Origin of the sequence: Streptomyces sp. NPDC058001 (genome assembly GCF_042886315.1) — a bacterium.
Taxonomy (GTDB): domain Bacteria; phylum Actinomycetota; class Actinomycetes; order Streptomycetales; family Streptomycetaceae; genus Streptomyces.
On sequence record NZ_JBHVQT010000030.1, the window covers coordinates 1,629 to 22,717 of the forward strand.

At 69.4% G+C, this 21,089-nt stretch carries 21 protein-coding genes and 1 pseudogene; 14 read left to right on the forward strand and 8 right to left on the reverse strand.

The features are described from left to right. From ACFVT5_RS42895 to ACFVT5_RS42930, 8 genes are all read left to right on the forward strand, one after another. The coding region (locus tag ACFVT5_RS42895) for a hypothetical protein (RefSeq protein WP_389899675.1) at positions 1-333 on the forward strand (333 nt) is incomplete at its 5' end. 121 nt (positions 334-454) lie between these two features. Continuing rightward, positions 455-1,096 carry a hypothetical protein gene (locus ACFVT5_RS42900; protein ID WP_389899676.1) on the forward strand — a complete coding sequence of 214 codons (642 nt, stop codon included), beginning with the start codon at positions 455-457 and terminating at the stop codon, positions 1,094-1,096. 186 nt (positions 1,097-1,282) lie between these two features. Continuing rightward, on the forward strand, positions 1,283-2,341 hold the full coding sequence (locus tag ACFVT5_RS42905) for a hypothetical protein (protein ID WP_389899677.1): 1,059 nt from the start codon (positions 1,283-1,285) through the stop codon (positions 2,339-2,341). Then, the gene (locus ACFVT5_RS42910; RefSeq protein WP_389899678.1) at positions 2,338-3,375 is read left to right on the forward strand and encodes a hypothetical protein; all 1,038 of its coding nucleotides are present in this window, start codon (positions 2,338-2,340) and stop codon (positions 3,373-3,375) included. The genes ACFVT5_RS42905 and ACFVT5_RS42910 overlap by 4 nt, the downstream gene beginning before the upstream one ends. A gap of 112 nt (positions 3,376-3,487) precedes the next feature. After that, positions 3,488-5,035 carry a ParB/RepB/Spo0J family partition protein gene (locus ACFVT5_RS42915; protein WP_389899680.1) on the forward strand — a complete coding sequence of 516 codons (1,548 nt, stop codon included), beginning with the start codon at positions 3,488-3,490 and terminating at the stop codon, positions 5,033-5,035. Between the two features lie 50 nt (positions 5,036-5,085). Further along, a complete protein-coding gene (locus ACFVT5_RS42920) occupies positions 5,086-6,198 on the forward strand; it encodes a hypothetical protein (protein WP_389899681.1) in 1,113 nt (370 codons plus the stop codon). Between the two features lie 381 nt (positions 6,199-6,579). After that, positions 6,580-6,753, forward strand: coding sequence for a hypothetical protein (locus ACFVT5_RS42925; RefSeq protein ID WP_389899682.1), 174 nt, complete (start codon positions 6,580-6,582; stop codon positions 6,751-6,753). Positions 6,754-7,213: 460 nt separating this feature from the next. Next, the gene (locus tag ACFVT5_RS42930) at positions 7,214-7,669 is read left to right on the forward strand and encodes a hypothetical protein (protein WP_389899683.1); all 456 of its coding nucleotides are present in this window, start codon (positions 7,214-7,216) and stop codon (positions 7,667-7,669) included. 526 nt (positions 7,670-8,195) lie between these two features. Here the strand turns inward: ACFVT5_RS42930 and ACFVT5_RS42935 are convergent. From ACFVT5_RS42935 to ACFVT5_RS42945, 3 genes are all read right to left on the reverse strand, one after another. After that, positions 8,196-9,314, reverse strand: a complete 1,119-nt coding sequence (locus ACFVT5_RS42935) for a Gfo/Idh/MocA family protein (protein WP_389899684.1) — start codon at positions 9,312-9,314, stop codon at positions 8,196-8,198. Beyond that, positions 9,307-9,699 (reverse strand): ester cyclase, encoded by a 393-nt coding sequence (locus ACFVT5_RS42940; protein ID WP_389899685.1) that lies wholly within the window; start codon positions 9,697-9,699, stop codon positions 9,307-9,309. Before ACFVT5_RS42940 ends, ACFVT5_RS42935 begins: the two co-directional genes overlap by 8 nt. 200 nt (positions 9,700-9,899) lie before the next feature. After that, complete coding sequence (locus ACFVT5_RS42945; protein WP_389899686.1) at positions 9,900-10,505, reverse strand: TetR/AcrR family transcriptional regulator; 606 nt, start codon at positions 10,503-10,505, stop codon at positions 9,900-9,902. 148 nt (positions 10,506-10,653) lie between these two features. On the opposite strand from ACFVT5_RS42945, the gene ACFVT5_RS42950 reads away from it, so the two are divergent. Continuing rightward, positions 10,654-11,625 (forward strand): aldo/keto reductase, encoded by a 972-nt coding sequence (locus ACFVT5_RS42950; protein WP_389899687.1) that lies wholly within the window; start codon positions 10,654-10,656, stop codon positions 11,623-11,625. A gap of 186 nt (positions 11,626-11,811) precedes the next feature. Here ACFVT5_RS42950 and ACFVT5_RS42955 read toward each other — a convergent pair whose 3' ends face one another. Next, positions 11,812-12,453 (reverse strand): hypothetical protein, encoded by a 642-nt coding sequence (locus tag ACFVT5_RS42955; RefSeq protein WP_389899689.1) that lies wholly within the window; start codon positions 12,451-12,453, stop codon positions 11,812-11,814. Positions 12,454-12,493: 40 nt separating this feature from the next. Next, the gene (locus tag ACFVT5_RS42960) at positions 12,494-12,910 is read right to left on the reverse strand and encodes a hypothetical protein (RefSeq protein WP_389899691.1); all 417 of its coding nucleotides are present in this window, start codon (positions 12,908-12,910) and stop codon (positions 12,494-12,496) included. Between the two features lie 390 nt (positions 12,911-13,300). On the opposite strand from ACFVT5_RS42960, the gene ACFVT5_RS42965 reads away from it, so the two are divergent. From ACFVT5_RS42965 to ACFVT5_RS42985, 5 genes are all read left to right on the forward strand, one after another. Next, positions 13,301-14,227, forward strand: a complete 927-nt coding sequence (locus tag ACFVT5_RS42965) for a hypothetical protein (RefSeq protein ID WP_389899693.1) — start codon at positions 13,301-13,303, stop codon at positions 14,225-14,227. A 29-nt stretch (positions 14,228-14,256) separates the two neighbouring features. Further along, complete coding sequence (locus ACFVT5_RS42970) at positions 14,257-14,526, forward strand: hypothetical protein (protein WP_389899695.1); 270 nt, start codon at positions 14,257-14,259, stop codon at positions 14,524-14,526. Between the two features lie 25 nt (positions 14,527-14,551). Then, positions 14,552-15,028, forward strand: coding sequence for a bacterial transcriptional activator domain-containing protein (locus ACFVT5_RS42975; RefSeq protein ID WP_389899696.1), 477 nt, complete (start codon positions 14,552-14,554; stop codon positions 15,026-15,028). A gap of 162 nt (positions 15,029-15,190) precedes the next feature. Next, entirely contained in the window at positions 15,191-16,213 is a 1,023-nt protein-coding gene (locus ACFVT5_RS42980) for a CehA/McbA family metallohydrolase (RefSeq protein ID WP_389899698.1), read from the forward strand. 1,195 nt (positions 16,214-17,408) lie between these two features. Next, positions 17,409-17,693 carry a hypothetical protein gene (locus ACFVT5_RS42985; RefSeq protein WP_389899699.1) on the forward strand — a complete coding sequence of 95 codons (285 nt, stop codon included), beginning with the start codon at positions 17,409-17,411 and terminating at the stop codon, positions 17,691-17,693. Positions 17,694-17,841: 148 nt separating this feature from the next. Here ACFVT5_RS42985 and ACFVT5_RS42990 read toward each other — a convergent pair whose 3' ends face one another. The 3 genes and pseudogenes from ACFVT5_RS42990 to ACFVT5_RS43000 all read right to left on the reverse strand — a co-directional run. Beyond that, positions 17,842-18,576, reverse strand: a complete 735-nt coding sequence (locus ACFVT5_RS42990; RefSeq protein ID WP_389899700.1) for a DUF6193 family natural product biosynthesis protein — start codon at positions 18,574-18,576, stop codon at positions 17,842-17,844. 1,287 nt (positions 18,577-19,863) lie between these two features. Further along, a pseudogene (locus ACFVT5_RS42995) lies at positions 19,864-20,635 on the reverse strand (DUF2637 domain-containing protein); the annotation flags it as partial. Positions 20,636-20,854: 219 nt separating this feature from the next. Then, on the reverse strand, positions 20,855-21,089 hold a 235-nt coding region (locus tag ACFVT5_RS43000), incomplete at its 5' end, for a hypothetical protein (RefSeq protein ID WP_389899701.1).

The window sequence follows — 21,089 nt, forward strand, 5'->3', positions numbered from 1 at the left end:
ACCGGCCGCCCCCTCTCCCAGAGTCCAGCCATCAGAGAAGAGGACAGCGTGACCGCCACAGGACCGATCAGCCGGGGGCAGCGGGTACGGGTCGAGCGTCGGCCGAGCCGGAGCCTGGCCGCCATCACGCGCCCGAGGGGCGCGCACCGGTCCGAGCCGTGGCCCGAGGTGTGGGAAGGCGCCGTGTTGCAGGCGACCTACGAGGAGGGCGAGTTGACCGATGTCGAGATCTACGGCAAGCGCGAGAGCACGGGCGAGACCAGGCGCGTCATGTTCAGCCTCACCCCGAACATGTTCTTCCGTACAAAGGTGACGCCGGTGCGGTCGCCGTAACTCGCCACATCAGGGGGGTGATTGAGGGTTGACGATCACCCCCCAAGGGGGCGTATTATTGATTCTGCGAGTGAGCGGCAACTCACTCGCCATCAACTCAGCAACCCAAGGCAGGGGAACGATGAGCGAGTACCAAGACCACGTACGGCAGGCCCTCGAAGGGCAGCACGACGACCCGAGCGAGGATCTCGGCATGGATGCGATGCGGTGGACCCCCGCGCCCGTCAGCGACGCCGAGACAGGCGAGGTGACGCACACTGCCGCCGACACGGCGCACGCGTTGCTCGACCACGCGGCCGAGGCGTACTTGTCACTCCTGAACGCGGTTCTCGGCGACGGGACACACCACATGGTGGCCAACGCCAGCATGCCGCACGGCGACCTCACCGAAGTCCAGGAACTGACCGTGATCGGTGACGCACTGGTCATTAATGAAACCGCAGCCATGCGGATGTGCGCCGTCATCGCGGCATCCATGGTCGGGTGCGCGACCGGTGCCCTGGTCGTGCGGACGTTCGGCCCCGATGGGTCGGAGTTCGTACGCGGCTGGAAGGTCCGGGACTTCTGGCTTCAGCCACTCGCCGCCGACGACATCCGGGAGGCGTACAGCGTCGACCCCTCAACCGGCACACCGCTGGCTCCGGAACCGGGAGTCGAGTACCGACAGGCCGAGCGAGTGCCCCGCCCGGAGGTGGACGGAAGCAGCGAGAGCACCAGCCGCACCGCGCCCCCGGACAACCGGCCCCCGAACCGCCGCAATTGAGCACCACCCCGCCGGGCCGGTCGCCCGACCGGCCCGGCGGGAACGCCCCCGCTTCCCCCTGCCCCGCCCTCCCGGCGTGAGCGGCAACTCACCCGGCACTAACTCGACCAGGAAAGACCCGACATGACCACATACCCCGCCAGCACGCGCACCTCTGCCCAAGAGCCGGCCCCGACCCCTGCCAAAGTGCCGACGCCCACCGCCCCGGCCGCCGACCTGCCCGGCAACCTGATCCGGCTCACCGCCCGCGCGGAAGCGGCCGGATGGATGACCAGCGTTCAAACGCAACTCGGACACTGCGCCCTGCTGCTCACCGCCCGCCAGGAGCCCAAGGAAACCGTCCTGCGATGCATGTGGAAACTCACCGCGCGGGGCTACCGCTGGGACGGCGCCACCCTGGCCCGCAACGGCCAGCAGGCCGCCGAGGGCATCACATGGCGCGCCCTGGGGGACCTGGTGGCCGCCGAGGCTCCCACCGCCCGCACGGCGCCGGTCCTGTCTGCCTACGGCGAGCGGGGCGCCTCCCCCGTGACGGCGGAGGTCGTCTCAGCTGCTATCGCCGCCGCTCCGGCGGGCGAGATCCCCGTCATGCTGCGTCCGTGGATCAAGGTCACGGTCCCGCTGGAGCTGTACCCGTCCCGGTTCGTCGGGCGCGACTACGTCGGCGCTGACTGCCTGCTGACGCCCGCAGGCGACGCAGCTGCCCCGGACACTCAGCCGGTCCTTTCGGTGCTCCCGGCCGACTACCTCACATCGAACGCCGCCTACCTCAAAGATCTCGCCGCGTACGCCGTGGCGAAGGGGCGCACCCCTGAGGAGGGGGCAGCGTTCGCCCGGTGGGTGATCTCGTCCAAGATCCTGACGTTCGGGGTCAACGACTTGGCGTATGAGCCATGGGCGAGGTCGCTCACGTGCACCATGACCGCCGCCTACGCGGTACTCACGTACACGCTGATGAACGGCGCAGCGCTTGGCCTGGAGTGCGGTTGCGGGCAGCGTCACCACGGGCGCCCGTGGGAGGGCGCCACGGTGTGGGACAACGAGGGGTACCACTACCCCAGATCCAACGCCGTCCCCCTGGACCGCGTTGCCGATCTGATCGCCGCACGCGGGTACCAGGTTGCGGATGAGTGGTCGCACGGCGACGTTGTCCGCCGGGTGACCGTCGAGCCGACGGCGCCCGGCCCCCTACCGGATGAGCGGCAACTCATCCGGCACCACTCGAAACAGGAGGACGCACGATGACCACGACTCGCCGGAGCTGGACCAAGCGCGTTGCGGAGATCCGGACGGCGGCCCGCACCTGCCGCGCCTACGAGTCCGACAGCGGCAACATGGTGCCGATCGACCCGGCGCGCGCATTCGAGGCGTGGGAGCGCACGCCGCGCGCTCGGCTCACCGAGGACACCCCCGGGCAGAAGTGGACGGTCCACGTTCACTCCAACCAGTTCTACGTCCTGACCACCGAGAAGACCGCCGCCCCGGCGGACAACGCGGCGGGCGCCGAGGCCCCCGCGGCTTCCCCCACCGCCCCTCCCGGACTCCGGCACACGCGCCAAGCCGCCGGACCGGCCGGGGCTCAGGACCACGGCGCGGCTCGCACCATGGCACGCGGCAGGGGCGCATCCGGTACACCGGGCCGTGACCGCCTGCCCACCCATGTGCCCGCCATGGCGGGCGATCTCGTGGGAAAGACCGTCCGCGTGAAGCTCGCCCAGGGCTACAGCCACGGGCAGATCCGGGAGGAGTTCGAGCACGAGCGCGCCAAGGCCGAGACCGCCGGGGACGCCGGGAGGGCACGGGCCTGGGAACGACGCTCACAGTGCACGCCGCGATGGCGGCCGAGGCGACGGCCGCCGAGCCGCCCACCGGCCCCTCCCTCGCCGACACCGGCGGCAGCTCCCCGGATGAGCGGCAACTCATCCGGCACCAACCCGTCGGAAGGGCGTGCCGTCCATCGCCTACCAACTCGCCGCAGAGGCCGCGCCGTTGATGCCCGGCGGCTGGACCGTCCGGGCGTACACCGTCTCCAGGGAGGAGTACGCCGCCCTGGAACACCCCGACGGCCGGTGCATCAAGATCTCTCCCCCCACGGCGTGAGGGGTACGTCCGGGCACAGGTCGCGTACCCGGACACGTCGTACCACCTGGCGGAAGCGCACTCCCCCAGGACCGAAATGCGCGCCGGACAGCGCCTCCGCCCTCACGGAGGACGAGTCCACGCGCCATGGGCCGTTCTTCGCCGCCCTGCGACGCGCCCGGGTCGCACGGCACCCCTGACCTGCGCGGTTGCCTGACTCACCCTCAGAAAATAGGCGATATCGGCGTATAATTGATTTCAAAAGCAAGCGGCAACTTGCTCAACACCAACCGATCGCACGAGGAGCATTCCGTGAGCGACACCGCAACAACCACACCGATGCAGCGGGTTACCCTGCGGCTCGGCCAGATCCGCGTCAACGAGAACAACGCCCGCCAGGACCTCAACCTGGACGAGAAGTTCCTCAAGTCCATCGCGGCCAACGGCGTGAAGGTCCCCGTCGTGGTCCTCCCGCTCGGCGAGGACACGTACGAGCTGAAGATGGGCCACCGGCGCTACTTCGGCTCCCGGGCCACCAAGGAGACCGAGAAGGAGCAGGACGCGATCGAAGTCCCCGCTTACGTGCTCGACGCCTCACTGCGCGAGGCGGGCGAGGACTTCATCGACCAGCTCATCGAGAACGACGACGCCTACCGCCGGGGCCTGACCGAGCTGGAGCAGGCCGACGCCCTGTTCGGCGCGGTCGGCGCGGGCATGAAGCAGACGCGGGTCGCCCAGCTCACGGGCCGGTCCCGCACCGAGGTCTCCCGCGCGGTCAAGACCGCCAAGACGGTGGGTGAGCGGACCCGTTCGGTACTCGCCGAGACCGGCACCTATGATCTTGACCTCGAAGTTCTCGGTGTGCTGGGCGAGTTCGACGACGACGGCGACGCCGTAGACCGGCTGCTGGATGCCTACGCCAAGGGCCCCTTCGAGTTCCAGGTGCAGTGGGAGCGCGACGACCGCGCCGAGCAGCAGGCCCGCGCCAAGGTCCGCCCGCAGCTCCAGGCGGCCGGAGTACGGCTGGCCGAGGACTCCGACACCCTTCCGCCGACCGCCGAGCAGCTCGCCGAGCTTCCCGGCCCGGACGGCGAGCCGCTGACCGCCGAGGCCCACACCGGGTGCCCGGGCCACGTGGCGACCTGGGCCGAGAACCCCGAGGAGCCCGGCGAGGTGGACTACTTCTGCACCGATCCGGACCGCTTCGGCCACCGGCCGCCCCAGGAAGACGCCCCGGAGACGGACGACGAGGCAGACGTACAGCAGACGGAAGCGGTGGAAGAGGCCAAGTCGTCGGAGCCGTCGCGCGAGTACGTCAAGGCGGGCAACAAGGCATACCGCGCCGCTGAGAAGGCCCGGCAGTCGTGGCTCAAGGACCTGATCGGCCGCAAGACCGCGCCGAAACCGCTCGCCGCGTTCATCACCGAGCAGCTCCTGACCTGCCCCAAGCCGGTGGCCCAGTGGTCGGGCGACGTCGGCCGCCACAACCTCATCAAGGAGCTGACCGGCTACAGCACCCTTGCCGAGCGCGCCAAGTCGGCGACCCCGGCCAAGCTCACCCTGCTGAACTTCGCGGTCCTGGCTGCGACGTTCGAGAAGCGGATGAACGAGGTTCGGACCTGGCACACCGACCCCACCGCCGGCGCCGCCGTCTACGAACTGCGCGAAATCCGCGCCGACGCCCGCACGTGGCTGACGTTCCTCGCCGAGATCGGCTACCCGCTCTCCAGCGTCGAACAGACCATCGTCGACGACGAGCCCTACCAGGAGGGCGAGCCGGACGCGGACGACACCGACGCTTGGGCCGCCGAGGACACCCCGGACGGCGCGAGCGCCGAGGACTCCGAGGACGCGTCCTGACCCGCTGCCTGGGCCGGACCACGCGGTCCGGCCCAGGCACCCTCCCCTCCTTGCGTGCCACCCGCCCGGAATGCCTCGCCATGCTCCGCTCCGAACTCCGCCTCCACGCCCCACTGTTCGTCGCTCAGGCCGCCGTCAGCAACCACACGGGACTCATCGCCCGGACCGGGCTCGCCATGCCGGCTGCGCCCTTCGGCACCCCCGCCTGGCAGCTACCCGCCCTGGTCTCCTACCTGCACCGCCTCCGTCAAGACGAGGAGGATCCCTCACCCGAACTCTGGCGCGATCACACCGAACGCCCCACCGGCCCCGTGCCCCGGCCACGTCACCGCTACCGGGCCGACGGCCTGCACGACCCGTACGCGGTGTGCGTACTCGACATCCAGCTCGGGCCGCGCGACGGGGAGACCGGCTGGCCCGCCGCCGACCTCGCCGTCATCGAGCAGGAGGAGGGCGCCTGCCCCTTCGGACGCATCACCCACTGCCACGGCGCCGAGGCGATCGCCGCGTACGCCGCCGAGGAGCTGACCGCCGAGCACGCCCGGCTCATGGACCGTGCCCGCCAGCACCAGGACGCCTCCTTCGTACGCCTCGCCGGCCTGGCACAGCGCGCCGCCGACTGGGCCGACAAGGTCCGCGCCGCCGCGCACGCCGACGCCGTCCACGTCCAGGCCGAAAGGCCCGGGCCCGCATCACCCGCTGACCAGCACCACCCACCGTCGCCCGTGGATGCCTGCGCCATGTACGAGTTCGAGCCCGTCTCTCCGACCTACGGCATCTCCGACGCCGTCGTCGCACACCGGCTGCGCGACGGCGAGCACATCCGCGCAGACCTGCCCGGCGGCTACCGGCTGACCCTGCGCACCCGCGAGCTGCCCGGGCCGGTCCAAGCGGCCCTGGCCGCGCCGTCGCCCACCGGGCCGGCCCGGATCTGCACCGCGCGCTTCAGCGCCTTCACCCCGACACCCGCCGTGTCACGCATCCTGGACGCGGTCACCCGCTACGCCCCGGCCCTGCCCGATGCCCGCGACGCCCACCGGCCCCGCGAGCCCGCCTGCTCACCACCGGAGCCCCCTTCCAGCAACCCGTCAAGCCGGGGCTGTTCGTCCAGTTCGGGCATGCACAAGCCTGGCTGGACGGCCGACGGCTCAGCGTCACCCTAGGCGTCCGCGGCAACGGACTGAGCCTCATCCTGGGGGGTCCGTGGGACGCGCCGTCCACCGCGCGTCTCACCGCCGTCGTCCTGCGGGAGCTGACCGACGCCGAGCAGCTCGCCAGCCAGCTCGCCTCGCTGCTGCCACCCGGGCCGTGGCAGATCCTGTCCGACCAGTGGCCCCCCGACGCCCCTCTGGTCCTCCCCTCGGCCCCACGCCGCCGGGACCTGGAGACCCGCTCGGCCTCCCTCGGGCCCTGCGCGAGCTCCAACACGGCCTTGCACGGACCGGCCGGACTGGAACCTCCAGGAGCTGATCTCCATCGAGGGGTGGGCCGTCGCCCTCCGCGTCACTCCGCACGACCACGCCGTCCCCCGACCGGTCCGCACGGTGGTGGTCGACGGCGCCTTCGGCCCGGGGAAGTTGGGGAACACCCGCACAACGTTCCTGCGCACCGATCTGCCGGCGTTCCCCTGCCTCGACATGGCCCTGATCCCGCGCGCCGTCACGACGCCCCTGGACCTCTACGTCGCCCCCGAGCCCGAGCGGACATCTACGGCGTGAAGCTGGAGCTCGGCGGCTGGCGGTACGCCCTGGACAAGAACGCCGTGTTCTACGGGCCCGGCTGGTATCCGTTCCACAAGCACGTAACGCTCCGGGAGAAGGACCCCACCGCCCCGCTCAACGACCGCGAGGTGCCAACCGGGCGCACGGTCCCCGCCCCCGTGCGGCTCTCTCCCGACGTCGAAAACCGCTCCTGGCACAACGAGTACGTACGCTCACTCCCGTCGACCACCGCGTGGAGCTCGCCTCCAGCTGTACGCCGGGCGGGACCAGGGGTGGTGGAAGGGCCACCGTGGAAGCCGTCGAGCGAAGGTAAAGGTGGCGGCGCCAGGCGTCCGGGGCGATGGCGTGGGTGGCCTCGGTGACGCGGCTGTGCGAGCAGGAGCGGACCGCGGTGAGCAGCTGGCCGTCTGGCGGGAGGCCGCCCACGCCCGCGGCGAACACGGCCAGGCCACCCTTGGTGAAGATCTTCCGAGCCGCCAACAAGGTCGTACGGCCGCTGCTCGCCTCCCGCTTCCACAAGCCGCTGAGCGGGCGCCTGATGCTGCTCACGTACAAGGGGCACAGGACGGGTCGCGAATTCACGGTCCCCATCGGCTACTTCGGCTGGGATCCCGGCACGGTGCTCGCCATGTCCTCCCAGCTCGGCTGGATCCCCAGCATGCGCCAAGGGTCCGCCGTCCGGCTGCGCATCCGGGGCCAGGACCACGGCGCCGTCCCGACGGTCGTCGGGGACCCTGAGGAAGTCGCCGCTCTGCTGGGTGAGTTCGGCCGGCGCAAAGGGCCCAAGGCCGCCAAGGGGCTGACGCTCGGCCTCCCAGGCGACCGGCAGCCCACCGATGACGAGCTACGCACGGCCGCCGCGAAGACCCGCTTGGTCTGCTTCCGGATGGAGCCCGAGCGGCCGGGCCGGTAGCACTTGTGAAACGCCGGTTGCACACCCGGCGCCCCCGGACTGCGCGCCTACCAGCACCGCGCGGCCGCTGCCGGTCTCGCCGTTCTCGGCTAACGCCTGAGCTGCAACCACAGCAGCTTCCCGCCTGTGGTGCGGCGCGACCCGCCTCGGCCGCATGCACGACGTCACCATCGCCCGGGTCGAAGGCATCGAGACGCTGCTCGACGCCTACCCCGACGTGAAGCTGCTGGCCGACGCCGGCTGCCAAGGGCTCGCCCGAGACCACCGTGACCAAGTCAGCGCGCCACCGTTGAAGCCCCGACCTGGGGCGCCGCCCGAACAGCAGATCGAGTGGGAACACAACGCGAACGCCAGTCTTCGCAACGGGTTGCGGTCGAGCACACCCATCGCGGAACTGCAATGGTGGCGCGTCCTGCAACGCTTCACCGGCCGCCGCGAGCTCCTCCCGGAGACCATCAACGCCATCGCCGGCCTCGTCTCCGACAAGTCCGCCGGACTCCACCTGGTAACCCCAGGTGACGCACCATCAACCACTGCGCACAAGGTCGTAAGGGTGGAGGGCTTTTCGTTGGCCTGTGGCGGCGGACCGTACGATCGCGTCAAGGAGTCGGTGGCGCTTGACGGCGTGGGTGAAGTCCGGGGCGACAGCCGTTCCGTGGATGAGGTCGTCCCGAATCGCGGCGTAGGCGTGCACCAGCGTGTGGATCACTGTTCCGGCCAGGCCGGGATAGTCGTCGTAGCCGCTGGGCAGCGTGACCTTCGCAGGCCGACCGCCGCTGCGTGTGCCACACACCGTGACCGGACCGATGTGCGGGAACTCGGCGGCGGTAATCTCGAGTCTCCCCTCCGTGCCGTCGATGATCAGAGAGAACCCTGCACCCGATGCCGCGCCCCCACGGTGGTGGACGGACAGGATCGCCCCGCCCGCCACGGTGCCCGAGATCGCGATATGGTCCTCGGCGGTCATCGGAACGACCTGCCCGGTGCGCCCGAGGGGAACCTGGCGGCGCCGGGTCGCGGTCGTAGCAACCACTTCCTGAAGCTCGCCGACGACCATCGACACCAGGTCGATCGCGTGTCCGAACGCGATGGTCAGCATCGTGGCCCCGAGCTTGCGGTCGAGCGTGTAGACCATGTTCTGAGACACCGGAGTGCCCCATTCGGTCGAAGACGCCACGACGGTGGCGGAGAGCACTTCCCCCACGAATCCTTCGGACACGAGGTCGGCCAGCCAGCGGAAGGCAGGCGAGGAGCGTCCCTGAAGACCGACGAAGGTGCGCGTCGTCCCGGCGGCACGCTCCAACTCCTCGGCCTCGCGCAGGTCGACGGCGAGCGGCCACTCGGAGAGCACCGGCACTCCCGCCTTCAGCACGGGCAACACGAGTTCGCGATGCTGAGGCACTTTGACGGCGACAACAACGAGGTCGACGTTCTCGTCGCCGGCGAGCTGCTCGACCGACGTGTACGCGGGTACGCCATACGCCGCTCCTGCGGCCTGGGCCGAGGCTTCGGAGCTCGCCGCCAGCGCGCGAAGCTCGATCCCGTCGACGGCGCTCAGCGCGGGCAGGTGAGCCCCGGCCGCCCAGCCTCCCGTGGCGCTCAGGCCGACGATGCCGACGCCGATCGGCTTACGGGGGTCAGGCACCGAGCTGCCGCCTCAGGGTCTCGGCGTCGTGCAGGGCCGTCATGTGCACGAACCGCCCGTCACGGACCTGATAGATGGCGTACTCGACGATCTCGAACGAGGCGCCGGTGGGAGCCACGCCGAGCCACTCCTTGGCGGGCGTGCCCGTGTTGGTCAGACGGGCGGCCAGGCGATCACCATCGACCGCGGTCTCCCGGGGCTCCCAGTGGAAGTCCGGGACCGCGTCGATGTCGCCGTTCAGCACAGCGATGACCTGGTCCCGAGTGCCCGGCTCGCCGTTCAGGGTGGTCTCGTCGTTGATGAACTCGTCCATGCGGTGGATCTCGTGGGCGTTGAGCGCCCCGATGTAGCGCAGGTAGAACTCGCGCAGGTCGGTGTCGGACATGATCCCCTTCTTCGGCCCCCGGAGCGGAGGATGCTCGGTGTTTCGCGACGGCCCTTGACGGTTTCGTCGCGGTGATCGCCGGCAGGGGGAGGAACCACTGCCCGAAATTTCTGTCCCGGACGGTACAGAAGTTTTGCCGCACCGTCACGGCCCTCATGCGGGGAGAATGTCTCACCGGGGCGAGCGAAGGAGTGCAGCCGCTACGCAGGCCAGCCGAGCAACGCCGTGTCGACGATCTCATCGAGCTCAGCAGGACCGAGGCCGTTGGCGGCCTGCACTGCGATGCCGAACCCCATCGTCATGATGAACCGGGCAAGACGCCGAGGGTCGGCGTTGCGCGGAAGATCACCCTCGTTGACGGCACGCCGGAAGCGCCCCTCAAGGCGGACCCCCGCGTCGTTGCGCCAGTCGACAAGCAGGTCGTGGACGGCCCGGCTCTCGTCGCTCGACGCCAGCGCACCCTGCACGGTCAGGCACCCGGAGGGGCCGCCGGGAGGGGTCGTGGTGCAGACCGCTCCGCGGAGGAACGCCAAGGCCACAGCCCGTGCGGTGGGCTCCTCCAGGGCGCGCGTGGCGTAGGCGGCCGGCCCCGCGCCGTAGCGCTGGAGGGCCTTGCGGAACAACTGCTCCTTGTTGCCGAAGGCCGCATACATGCTCGTCTTGGTGATCCCCATGGCGCCGGTCAGTTCAGCGAGGCTTGCACCTTCGTAACCTCGCGCCCAAAACACCCGCATCGCCCGTTCCAGCGCCTGGTCGATGTCGAATCCTCGAGGCCGACCCATGACGGCCCTACGGGAGTCACCCATGCCACAAGCGTACCACTCGGTACAGATCCCAGCTGACCAGCAGTTTCATCCCCACAAGGTGGCGAACGCAGTTCAGTACCGGGCGGTCTTGATGTGCTACTGTTCCGCACCGACCGGTACTGAACTAATGGGAAGGGAAGTCCGCGCCATGAAAACCATTTCGCTCGGCAGCCTCAAGGTCTCGCGCATCGGTCTCGGAGCCATGGGAATGTCGGCGTTCTACACCGGCGCCGGCCAGTTCGACGACGAGTCGATCCGCACGATCCACCGCGCTCTGGACCTCGGGGTCACCCATATCGACACCGCTGAGGGGTACGGCCCCTTCATCAACGAGGAACTGGTCGGCCGGGCCGTGCAGGGGCACCGGGACGAGGTCGTGCTGGCCACCAAGTTCGGACTGATCTCCCACACCGGTGGCTCGTCTCCGGACAGCACCCCGGCCAACATCCGCCTGACCGTGGAGGGATCACTGAAGCGCCTGGGTACCGACTACATCGACCTCTACTACCAGCACCGGGTGGACCCCGGCACGCCCATCGAAGAAACCGTTGGCGCGCTGGCCGAACTGGTGACCGAAGGCAAGATCCGCCACATCGGCCTGTCGGAGGCCGGCCCCGCCACGATCCGCCGCGCTCACGCCGTGCATCCGGTCACCGCGGTCCAGTCCGAATACTCGCTGTGGACCCGCGACCCGGAGGCCGAGATCCTGCCCGTCCTGCGCGAACTGGGCATCGGCTTCGTGCCGTACTCCCCGCTCGGCCGCGGCTTCCTGACCGGCAACATCCGCTCCCTGAACGATCTTGACGCCGACGACTGGCGCCGCACCAACCACCGCTTCGCCGACGGCAACCTGGAACGCAACCTGCGCATCGTCGACGAGGTCCGGGCCGTAGCCGCCGAGATCGACACCACGCCCGCGCAGGTCGCCTTGGCCTGGCTGCTCGCCCAGGGTGACGACATCGCACCCATCCCCGGCACCAAGCGAGTCGCCCGGCTGGAGGAGAACGCCGCCGCCGACCACATCGAGCTCACCGCCAGCCACGTCGCCCGCCTGAACGACCTGCCCCCGGCCTCCGGCGAGCGCTACGACACGGACAACATGGCCGCCATCGACCGCTGATCGAAGCCTCGGTCAGCCTCAACCCGCAGGCAAAGCTGTCCGGACACCGCATACCTCCGGAGTACCAGCCGCGACGCGCCCCGTCACCGGGTCCGACAGGACCCAGACCCTAAAACGCCGAAGTCAGTAAATACCGGGCCCTCGAGTACCGGTCACCGCCAGCGCGGTGTCCCCTATTTCTGTACATCACTCGTCCAGGTCACTTCGGCGGGCCACTTCAGCAGCGTATGCAGCGTTAGACGACCTCTTGGCCCAGCTTGTAGCGGTTGAGGTGCTGATGCCGAGAAGGCGGTTGACGACTGCGGCTGGAACTTCGGCGGTCAGGTCACCAATAGCCGCCGTGCGGCTGGGCGAGGACCGGATACCCAGCCGCTTGAGTCGGGCAGCGAGAGTGATATGGCTGAGGTGCTGGCCCGGACGGATCCCGGGGAACAGCCAAGGAGCGTCGATCTGCCCGATCCGGCCGTCACGGCGGCGATCAGCCGCGATCTGCTGAAGGAGGTTGCCCAGTTCGGGGGACAGCTCAAGGGGCTCCTTGCCGAGGCGCAAGAGGACGCTCTTCTCGCGGACGATAACGTGATCGGCAGTGAGGCGGATGATGACGCTGAAAGGCTGCGCATAGAGAAGATTCAGCAGGCCGGCGACGCGGTCGCGTACGTCGAGCTGGTCGTCGCAGAGGAGCCGGTGGGCGATCTCTCTTCGTTCGTCCTCGTCGAGAGCTTGGGTCGGAGCGTTCTTGAGACGCGCCGGGATGCTGATGGTCGCCGCGCGCTTGGTGCGGACGGCCCAGAGGACCAGGTCACGAGCGTATTGCCGGGTAGTCGGCACGCCTTCCAGCCAGCGGCCGACGTCACGCTGGCCGACAGTCTCAAGATCCAGGCCCCTCGGCCCGCAGCCAGGCCAGGAAGTCGATCGCTGCCTTGACGCTGCGGCGGGCGGGCACCGTCTGGCCAGCGGTGATGGGCTTGCGACGGGAGTACTTGCGCAGGCGAATCAGGTGGGTCCATGTGGCGAACGCCTGGATGGTGTGGCGGTCGGAGGGATCCGCAATGGCAGCGACGGCGGCGGCGGTCCATCGCTCTGCCGCGACCAACTGTTCGTCACGTTGCGGCAGGGCGTCGGCAGCGACGAGGACGGCCCGAAGGTGTTCGACCGCCTTGTCCGTCCGGGCGTCGAGCGATTCATGGTCGAGAGAGCATTCTGCGGTGGCGATCTCGCGGAGTACGGAGACTGCTGTGTTCCCCTGCCGGAGCCAGTCCAGGACGCGGACGTGATTGCTGGCCATCAGGGTCGAGTGAAGTCGCATGAGTGGGGCTGCGACGGCTCCGTCTGGGCCTGTCAGCAGCACGGTGAGTTCTTGGTCGCAGAAGCATCGGTGGCAGAGGCCGTGGTGCCGGAGTCTTGAATGGAGGGTTCATTCGTGGCGGGGTGTGGGCCGGCGAGATTGACAGCCACCCATCAAAAGCGTCATATTGATTATGCGGACGAAGCGGCAAGAAAGCGTGGGCGGCGGAAGGCACCCTCTTACGAGGGTGTCGGCCCAGAGCGGCAACCCCGGCCGAACGTCCCGCCGACCACCTTCACCAACTCGACTCGCCCGTCGGCGCGTGAGCGCCGGAGGAACAAAGAGGAGCAGGCCCCAAGTATAGGGCCGCAGCCAGAACCGGAGAGTGCAATGACCAAGGCCCTGAACCCGCAGCGTCGCCTCGTCGGCGGCCGCGCCGTGGTGAACCGCGACTGGATCCGCGAGTTCACCGGCGCCAGCGTCGGTTCCGCGGCCCGCTGGTACAAGGTGCACCTCGACCAACCGGAGGAGCACCGTCACCCGGAGAAGGAGCGGATCGACGGGAAGGACTTCTACGACGAGCGGCAGTTCCGGGACTTCTACGAGTGGTTCCAAAAGGAGAAGGCGAGCAGGGTCCTCAAGGCCGATCCGGCCTTGTACGAGCTTGGCCCTGAGGACGTCGTCTCCATCAACGAGGCCGCCGAGCTGCTGAACTTCAGCGGGGCGTCGGTGATCCGGAAGTATCAGCAGGCAAATCCTGGCTACTTCCCGGACTCCGCCGGCGGGGTCGAGGGGCCCACCGGCCGCCTGATCCCCGGCTTCCGTGCCGGCGACCTGCAGGACTTCGACCGCAGGCGTACCGGGGACAAGCTCGGCAAGGCCGGCCGTCGCCCGGGACCCCAGTCCGGCGCTGCCGTCGGCCGCCCCTCCGCCCTTGAGGAGGCCCTCGCGGCCGAGCTGAACGCGCGAACCGGCGGTGAGCCGCTCACCGCCACGCAGCTCGCCGAGCAGTACGCCACCGAGGCGATCGCACGTGACGGCTACCGACCGGGCCTGGCGGCCGAGCTCAGCGTGCAGTACGGCGGGCCGCAGAGGTCCTGGGAGTACGTCGTACGCAACGCCCTCAAGCGTCACCCCGCGGCCGCGGCCTCCCGCCCGGAAGCCGACCGGCGGACGGACATCGCCCTGGCCGCCCTGCGCGAGCGCGGCGACATCCGGGGACTCGCCGCTTCCCTCGCCCGCGAGCACGGCGGCAGCCCCGACGTCTGGTCCCGCGCGGTGAACGCGGCGCGCCGGTTCACCGACCCCACCACCTGATCCCCCACCACCAGCCAGAGGACACCGCCGTGCCCAGCTATCAGCTCCGCGACACCGCCACCCGCCGGCTCCTCGCCCGCGGCCTGGCCGACTACGCCGCGGCCGAGGCCGCCCTGGACCGCCTCGACGACGAACTGGAACACGACCTCGCGGCCAACGGCGAAGGCACCGGACGCATCCGGCTGCGCCTCGACATCGAGAGGGTCACCGGCGACGGCACCGCCGAGCCCGTCGGACACCACGTCCTGCTCCTCGGCGTGGACGATCAGATGGCCCTCGACCCTTCTCTGCTCTTCTGATCTCCGCTGTTGCGACCTCAAGGTAATGTCCGGTGCCCGACACACCGAACACGCCCTGCCACAGGGCGCAGCCGGGCTCTTCGACCTGGAGTCGGCGCTCGGCCTGGTCAGGGGGCGCCCGTTCGGTACCCGTCCCCTGCCCTGGGCCGAGCCGCACCAACAGGAGATGATCACTCGGATCATCGACGTCGCGCACACTGTTGCCACCTACCGCACCCCTGCGGGCCCGCACCACGACCTCGCCGCCGCCCGCCAGGCCATAGCGACCGGCCTCGACGTCGACGACACCGCGGAGTTGCTGTACCGGGACCGGCTCCGCATCGAACACGCGGCCGGAAACCGGCACGGACTCCACACCGCCATCGCCCGCATCCAGCAGATCAACATGATGCTGGACTGTTCGCTGGAGATGGAGACCGAGCAGCTCATCAACGAACTCCTCAACGGCTCGCCTCCAGCTGTGCGTAGGGCGTCGGGTCCGGTAGCGGACAGGGTGCGTTGACGTGCGGGGCAGCCCTACCGGGCGGAAGCGACGTCGCGGGCCGCGTATGCGAGTAGTTCACTGAGAAGCTGTGTCACATCCTCTTTCTGCAGGTCACGGCGTTATGGCGTCTGGTGGTGGACGCGTCGCCAGGGTGCCCGCTGGCAGAACTAGGCTGCTGGAATGGATATGGGTGACAAAGCGGGAAGTGGTTTTCAGGTGTCTCAGTTCCCGCCGGCACGGGTGGCCGATCGTGGGCGTGGCTGGTACCGAGGTGACTGCCATGTGCATTCGGCGTCCTCGGACAGCGGCGAGCTGATGCCGGCACAGCTTGTGGCGGGTGCCCGTGCGGCGGGACTTGATTTCCTTGCGACCACCGAGCACAACACTGCCGAGACGCATGGCGCCTGGAGCCAGCACATCGGCGACGATCTGCTGGTGATCTTGGGCCAAGAGGTCGCCACGCGGACCGGGCACTGGCTCGCGCTGGGGGTCCGCCCAGGTCAGATAGTTGACTGGCGCTATGGCGTGCGGGACAACGTGGTCGACCGGCATCTGGATGAGGTTCACCGGTCCGGTGGGCTCTGTGCGGCGGCTCATCCGCACGCGCCGTACGCCTCGGGCACGTTCATGTACCCGTATCAGGGCTTCGACGTGGTTGAGGTGTGGAATGGGCAGTGGAGTTCGGATGTGCCATGGCAGGCGGACAATGAGGCGGCCTTGGCCGAGTGGGGACGCAGTCTGGCCGCGGAGATCTGCGCCGGACGGTGGCGGCCTGCGATAGGAAACAGCGACACCCACCTGGAGAACCAGATCGGCAGCCCGCACACCGTCGTGCTGGCGGGCGAGCTGAGTGTCAACGCGATCCTTGCCGGTATCCGCGCTGGTCACAGCTGGATCGCCGCCTCGGACGCCATCGAGCTGTCGTTCACAGTCTCTACCGGTGATCGTAGTGCTGGGATCGGTGAGCGGTTGAAGATCGGCGATGAGCCAGCCGTCGCGCGAGTTGACGTACGCGCCGTGCCCGGCGGCACTGTCAGCCTCTACACCGAGAAGGGAAAGGTATACGGCGAATCGTTGCCCGACACAGGATCGGGCACCGTGGAGTGGCACATCAGCGCCGGGGAGTCGGCATTCATTCGCACCGAGGTTCGCGACGCGAACGGCCACATGGCAGCGCTCAGCAACCCGATCATCTTGGCCTGAACTTCGGACGGCTGATTCTTCGCCCACCCCCTGATTGCCGTCTGCACCCGTACGGTGGAAGGGCGCGGCTCGCCGCCCGAAAGGCCGTCTGCGGCGTGCCGGCCCTTGCCGAGTGGCTCTGGTGAGCGTTCGATCGGTCGTACGGTGAAGGCATGGGCAGGGATGGGGCGCCCCGGCTGCGGCTGGTCGTGATCACGGATGACCGTGATGCCGGGCCGCGGTTGTGCCGGGGGTGCGGGGGTCCGCTGATGCCGTCGGTGAAGTCGACGGCGGTGTTCTGTTCGTCGGCCTGCCGCTCCAGGCACTGGCGCCGGCTGCGGCGCACGAGGGCAAGGACCCAGGCGGTCCAGGCCGCCCGGACAGCGAACTGCCCGGAGTGCGGCGCGAGTTGGACAGTCGGGGTGGAACATCCCGCCTCGGCACGGTACTGCTCTCCCCGCTGCCGCAAACGGGCATGGCACCGGCAGCGCACGGAACGGGGCGGGGTGTGAGACCGCGCGCCCCGCTACGGTGAGACCGCTCCACGCGCCGGGCCCGTACGCCCGGGCAACCGTTCCCGGACCGCCGGATGGTGCCAAGTTACGGGTATTCACGGCGAGTTGACGGCATGAAGGGTGCCGCGCCGGGCCCGTGGGGGTGGGTGCGGATGTCCGGAAGGGTAAAAAACAGGGCCCTCCTGCGCCAGGCGCTCGCCGGCGCCCATACGACCTGATTCCGGGGAAGCCCGCGCTCCAGGCCGTTGCCGTGAATGCGCACAAGGACCTGCCGGTGACAGACTCCTTGGTCGACAGCGTCGGAACCGATGTGCTCCCGGATCGCGGATTTACGCATCAGCCGCGGTCGAGCTGAGGTCTGTGACGGTGGTGTCCGAGTCGATGCGTAGAGGTCCGCAGGAGCCGCGAAGGGATCGCTTTGTCTCCGCATTCTGCAGCTGATCAGGGATTTCACTGGCTGCGCGGACTCAAGGGAGTCCTGATGCGCACGGTGAGCAGGGGGTGATCAGGCTCACCGACTCTGGCTCCGACCGCAGTTCCGTGAAGCCTCGGTTCGCCCAGCCCTGGCCACAGCAGCAGCCTGGTTTGGATCACCAATACGCCTATCCGAGCCCTTTACGGGCGTTGCGCGAGCGAGAGACGCGCGGTGGGGGTATGCCATTTCACGCAAGGGGACCTTGGGATCTTTGAGAGGATCAGCTATGTACGCAGTAGTCCGGCGCTACGAAGGGGTGACCGACGCCGCCGAGGCAGGACGCCGAGTGAACGAAGAATTCGTGCCTTCTCTCCGCCAGGTCTCCGGATTCGTGGCTTACTACTGGGTTGACGCGGGGGATGGAGTGATGGTCTCTACCGGCGTCTTCGAAGACCAGGCCGGGGCCGAAAAGTCGATCACGAGCGCGGCGGACTTCGTCCGGGCCAACCTTGCCTCGCTGCTCCCCCACCCTCCTCAGGTCATGGCCGGCCAGGTTGTGGCCGCCGGGTAGCGGCCTGCGGAGTGACGCTGGATCCCAAGTACCCCCATTCCGATGACCTGGCCCTTCACGAAACTCCGGCCAGAGCCCTGACTCTCCCCGCCCCATGCTTCAGGTGGTGGCCGGATTTGCTCACTTTGATTCCCACGTACCGTGACTTTCACGTTCGTGGGACAGCGTCGTCGGGAAGGCCGGCGAGGATGACCGCAACGGCTTCTGCCGCACTGTCCAGCTCCTGCAGTAGGCCGTCGGCGAACCGCACCCGGTAGCGGCCGTTCCCGATCGGCATGACCCGCGGCAGGTCATTGCAGATGGGCGGCACGGCCCGTCGGCTGAAGGTGAGCCAGTGCGTGCTCCGCCCCGGCGACAGGGCCCGCAGCCGCTCCTGCTGGAAGGCGGCCTCGACGAGAGCGTGCAGCGCCGTGTCCGGCATGCGCGCGGCAGCCTCGCGCAGCCGGCGCCACCTCACCCCCGCACCCTCCCCACGCTCATGGGCCTCGGCCAGCTCCCAGGTCCTCAGAAAGGGGCACTGTGCGACGAGTTCCCCGACCCGGGACACCCGCAGCCACGAGTGCAACGCCCCGGCAACCGCGAAGAGATCCGGGGTACTGCCGGACGCCATGCGGACACCACCGGCCCCGCAGTCGACGATGAAGCAGCGCTCGCCGGGGGCCATCAGAACATTCGCCCAGCGCCCGTCGGCTTCCACCCGGGCAGCCACATGGCGCCACCCCGGTGAGGACGTCAGCCCGACCGCGAGCCCGTGGCCCCCATGATCGACCACCGCCTGCAGGGCGCTCCGCAACGAACCGGCCCGGACGACCTCGGGATAGAGCGCCACGTACTCGCGCATCGGATCGTTCGGCACGGCGCCGCCGTCAAGCCGTTCGGACATGTCATCGAGTCTGCCAGCCCGGCGCACCGCCATCACCGATGCCACCGTGGACCTCTGCCGTGTTCGCTGACCACAGCAACTGAGTGAGGAGCGAAGAGCGACACCGGGGAAATTTCCGGGATCGGCATCAGGGGCAGACTCACGACTTCGTGTCGGCGTCGTGGAGGGTCAGCGCCTGCCAGCGCCGTTCGAAGTCCCCGGCCTGTTCGGCGACCAGGGCGGGGGTGACGGGCTTGTTGTACCGGGCGGTGATCCCCCGCTCCGTACAGGTCCGCGCAACATCGCCGTGCGCGGGGTTCCCGGTGCGGGCCCGCTGCTCGGCCCAGACGCTGTAGACGCGCCAGCGCACGAAATGCCGGCGCAGGTTGGCCGGGCTGACAGGGTTGTTCCCGCGGCCCAGGAGTCCCTTCTGGGCGCAGTAGGCCGACAGTTGCCCGTCGCTGGGCTCGCTCCCCTTGTGCTCCTGGTACTCCGCCCATGCCAGGTAGTACCGGTCGGACGCGGTGAGGCCGCCTCCCCCGGCCCCGGTCTGCCGCGCTCTGCCGATGGAAGCGTCAACGCGGGGCCCGCGCTGGTCCTTCGCCGCCTGTGCCGGAGCGCCGGCAGACTCCTCCCGTGGCGTACCGCTCGTATCCGGCAGCGGCCCGGCTGCTTCCTCCCCGACCGGCTCTGCGCCGTCCGGCGCCGCAGGTTCAGTCCGGCCGGACCCGCGCTCCTGGAAACTCGCGACGAAGCCCTCCAGGTCCTCGCCGGTGACAGGCCGGCCGCCGTCACCCGTGATGGCGTCCCGCTCGTACAGGTACCCGGCGAGTGCGGCAGCATCGGGGGAGGCGCCGTGCTCCTGCCGGTAGCTGAGCCAGGCACTGTGGAAGTAGTCGTACCAGGACTGGTCAGCCGGCGGCGGCTCGCCTACGGCGCCGCCGGCGGCGGTGTCCGAAGCGGGAAGTGCGTAGCGCTTCTGAAGGACGTGGAGCAGGGGCTGCAACTGCGCTTCGGAGAGCGGTTCGCCGGCCCCGGTGGAGATGCCGTACTGGTCACGGAGCCACAACGCCCACTGGACGGTGGTCGGTTCGGCCCGGAACCGGGTGAGGAACGCCTGATAGGCCCCCGCGAACCGGTCGGCTGATTCTTCGCGCCCTTCCCGCGCTCCGCACCGCGGCTCAGGAACGACGGCGGGCACCTGTACCGGTTCCGGCTTCGCCAGCGTCAGGCCGGCCGGCTCCCGCACACCGCCGCCCGTCCTTGCTTCCTGCCCGGCGCTTGCCGGGTGCGCCGGGTCAGCAGGCTCTGCCTGGACCGCCGGCACGTTCGGTAACTCAATCCCGGCCGCGGCGAGGCCCGCGGGCCCGGTCTGCGCGAGCGGGATGCCGTAGCGGGCGAGCCGCAGCGGCATCAGCGCCTCAATGGGAGCTTTGCGGCGCCAGGCGCGGCCGAAGCGTGAGCGGAGGCCGGCCTGGTAGACGAGACGTTCCTGTTCGAGCTTGATGGTCTGCTCGTAGGAACGCAGCTCCCACAGCTTCATCCGCCGCCAGAGGAGGAAGGTGGGAACGGGCGAGAGGATCCAGCGGGTGAGGCGGACGCCTTCCATGTGCTTGTCGGCGGTGATGTCGGCGATCCGGCCGACCGCGTGCCGGGCCGCCTCGACCGATACGACGAACAGGACCGGAATGACGGCGTGCATGCCGACGCCGAGCGGGTCGGGCCACGCGGCGGCACCGTTGAACGCGATCGTCGCCGCCGTCAGCAGCCACGCCGTCTGCCGCAGCACAGGGAAGGGGATACGGATCCAGGTGAGGAGGAGATCCAGGGCAAGCAGGACACAGATACCGGCGTCGATACCGACCGGGAAAACGTAGGCGAAGTCCCCGAAACCCTTTTCGACGGCGAGGTCACGGACGGCTGCGTAGGAGCCCGCGAAGCCGATCCCAGCGATGACGACCGCACCGGTGACCACGACACCGATAAGGATCCGGTGGGTCCGAGTCAGCCGGACCCGGTTCTCCCCGCCCGGCCGACGCACCCCGCCGCCGCTCCCCCTACCCACGCCCCACTCCCCCATCCGGCCCCACAACTGAGCACCCCTCACACTCCCACGAAGCCCAGCGGGTTGCGGCCCACCGGGATCGGCTCAGGACAGTTCGTCCGCGAAAACTGATCACTGAAGACCCTCCTCGACGGTGACGGGCTCCTGGCCCGTGCCCCCGCCCGCGGAAAGCAGTACAGCGCCTGAAGCGTGAGGAGCCAGCGCCGCGCGCACGGCCCTCCGCCGCCATACGCTTCATCGCTTCCGCCTGCAGCTGAGACGCCGGATGCGGAAGGCATCCGCAACAGCAGCAACCTCAAGCGCCTCGTTGCGGGGACCGGGGAATCGCAGCGGCCGCCGGGTCACGATGGTGTCCTTGAAGCGCTGCCTGCGCCGGATGACGGGCAGCAGCTTGTCGTGCCAGTCCGGGTTGCCGCAGGTGGCCTTGACGGCGTCGGCCGCGACAGCTCCACCGCCGCGCCGGATACCG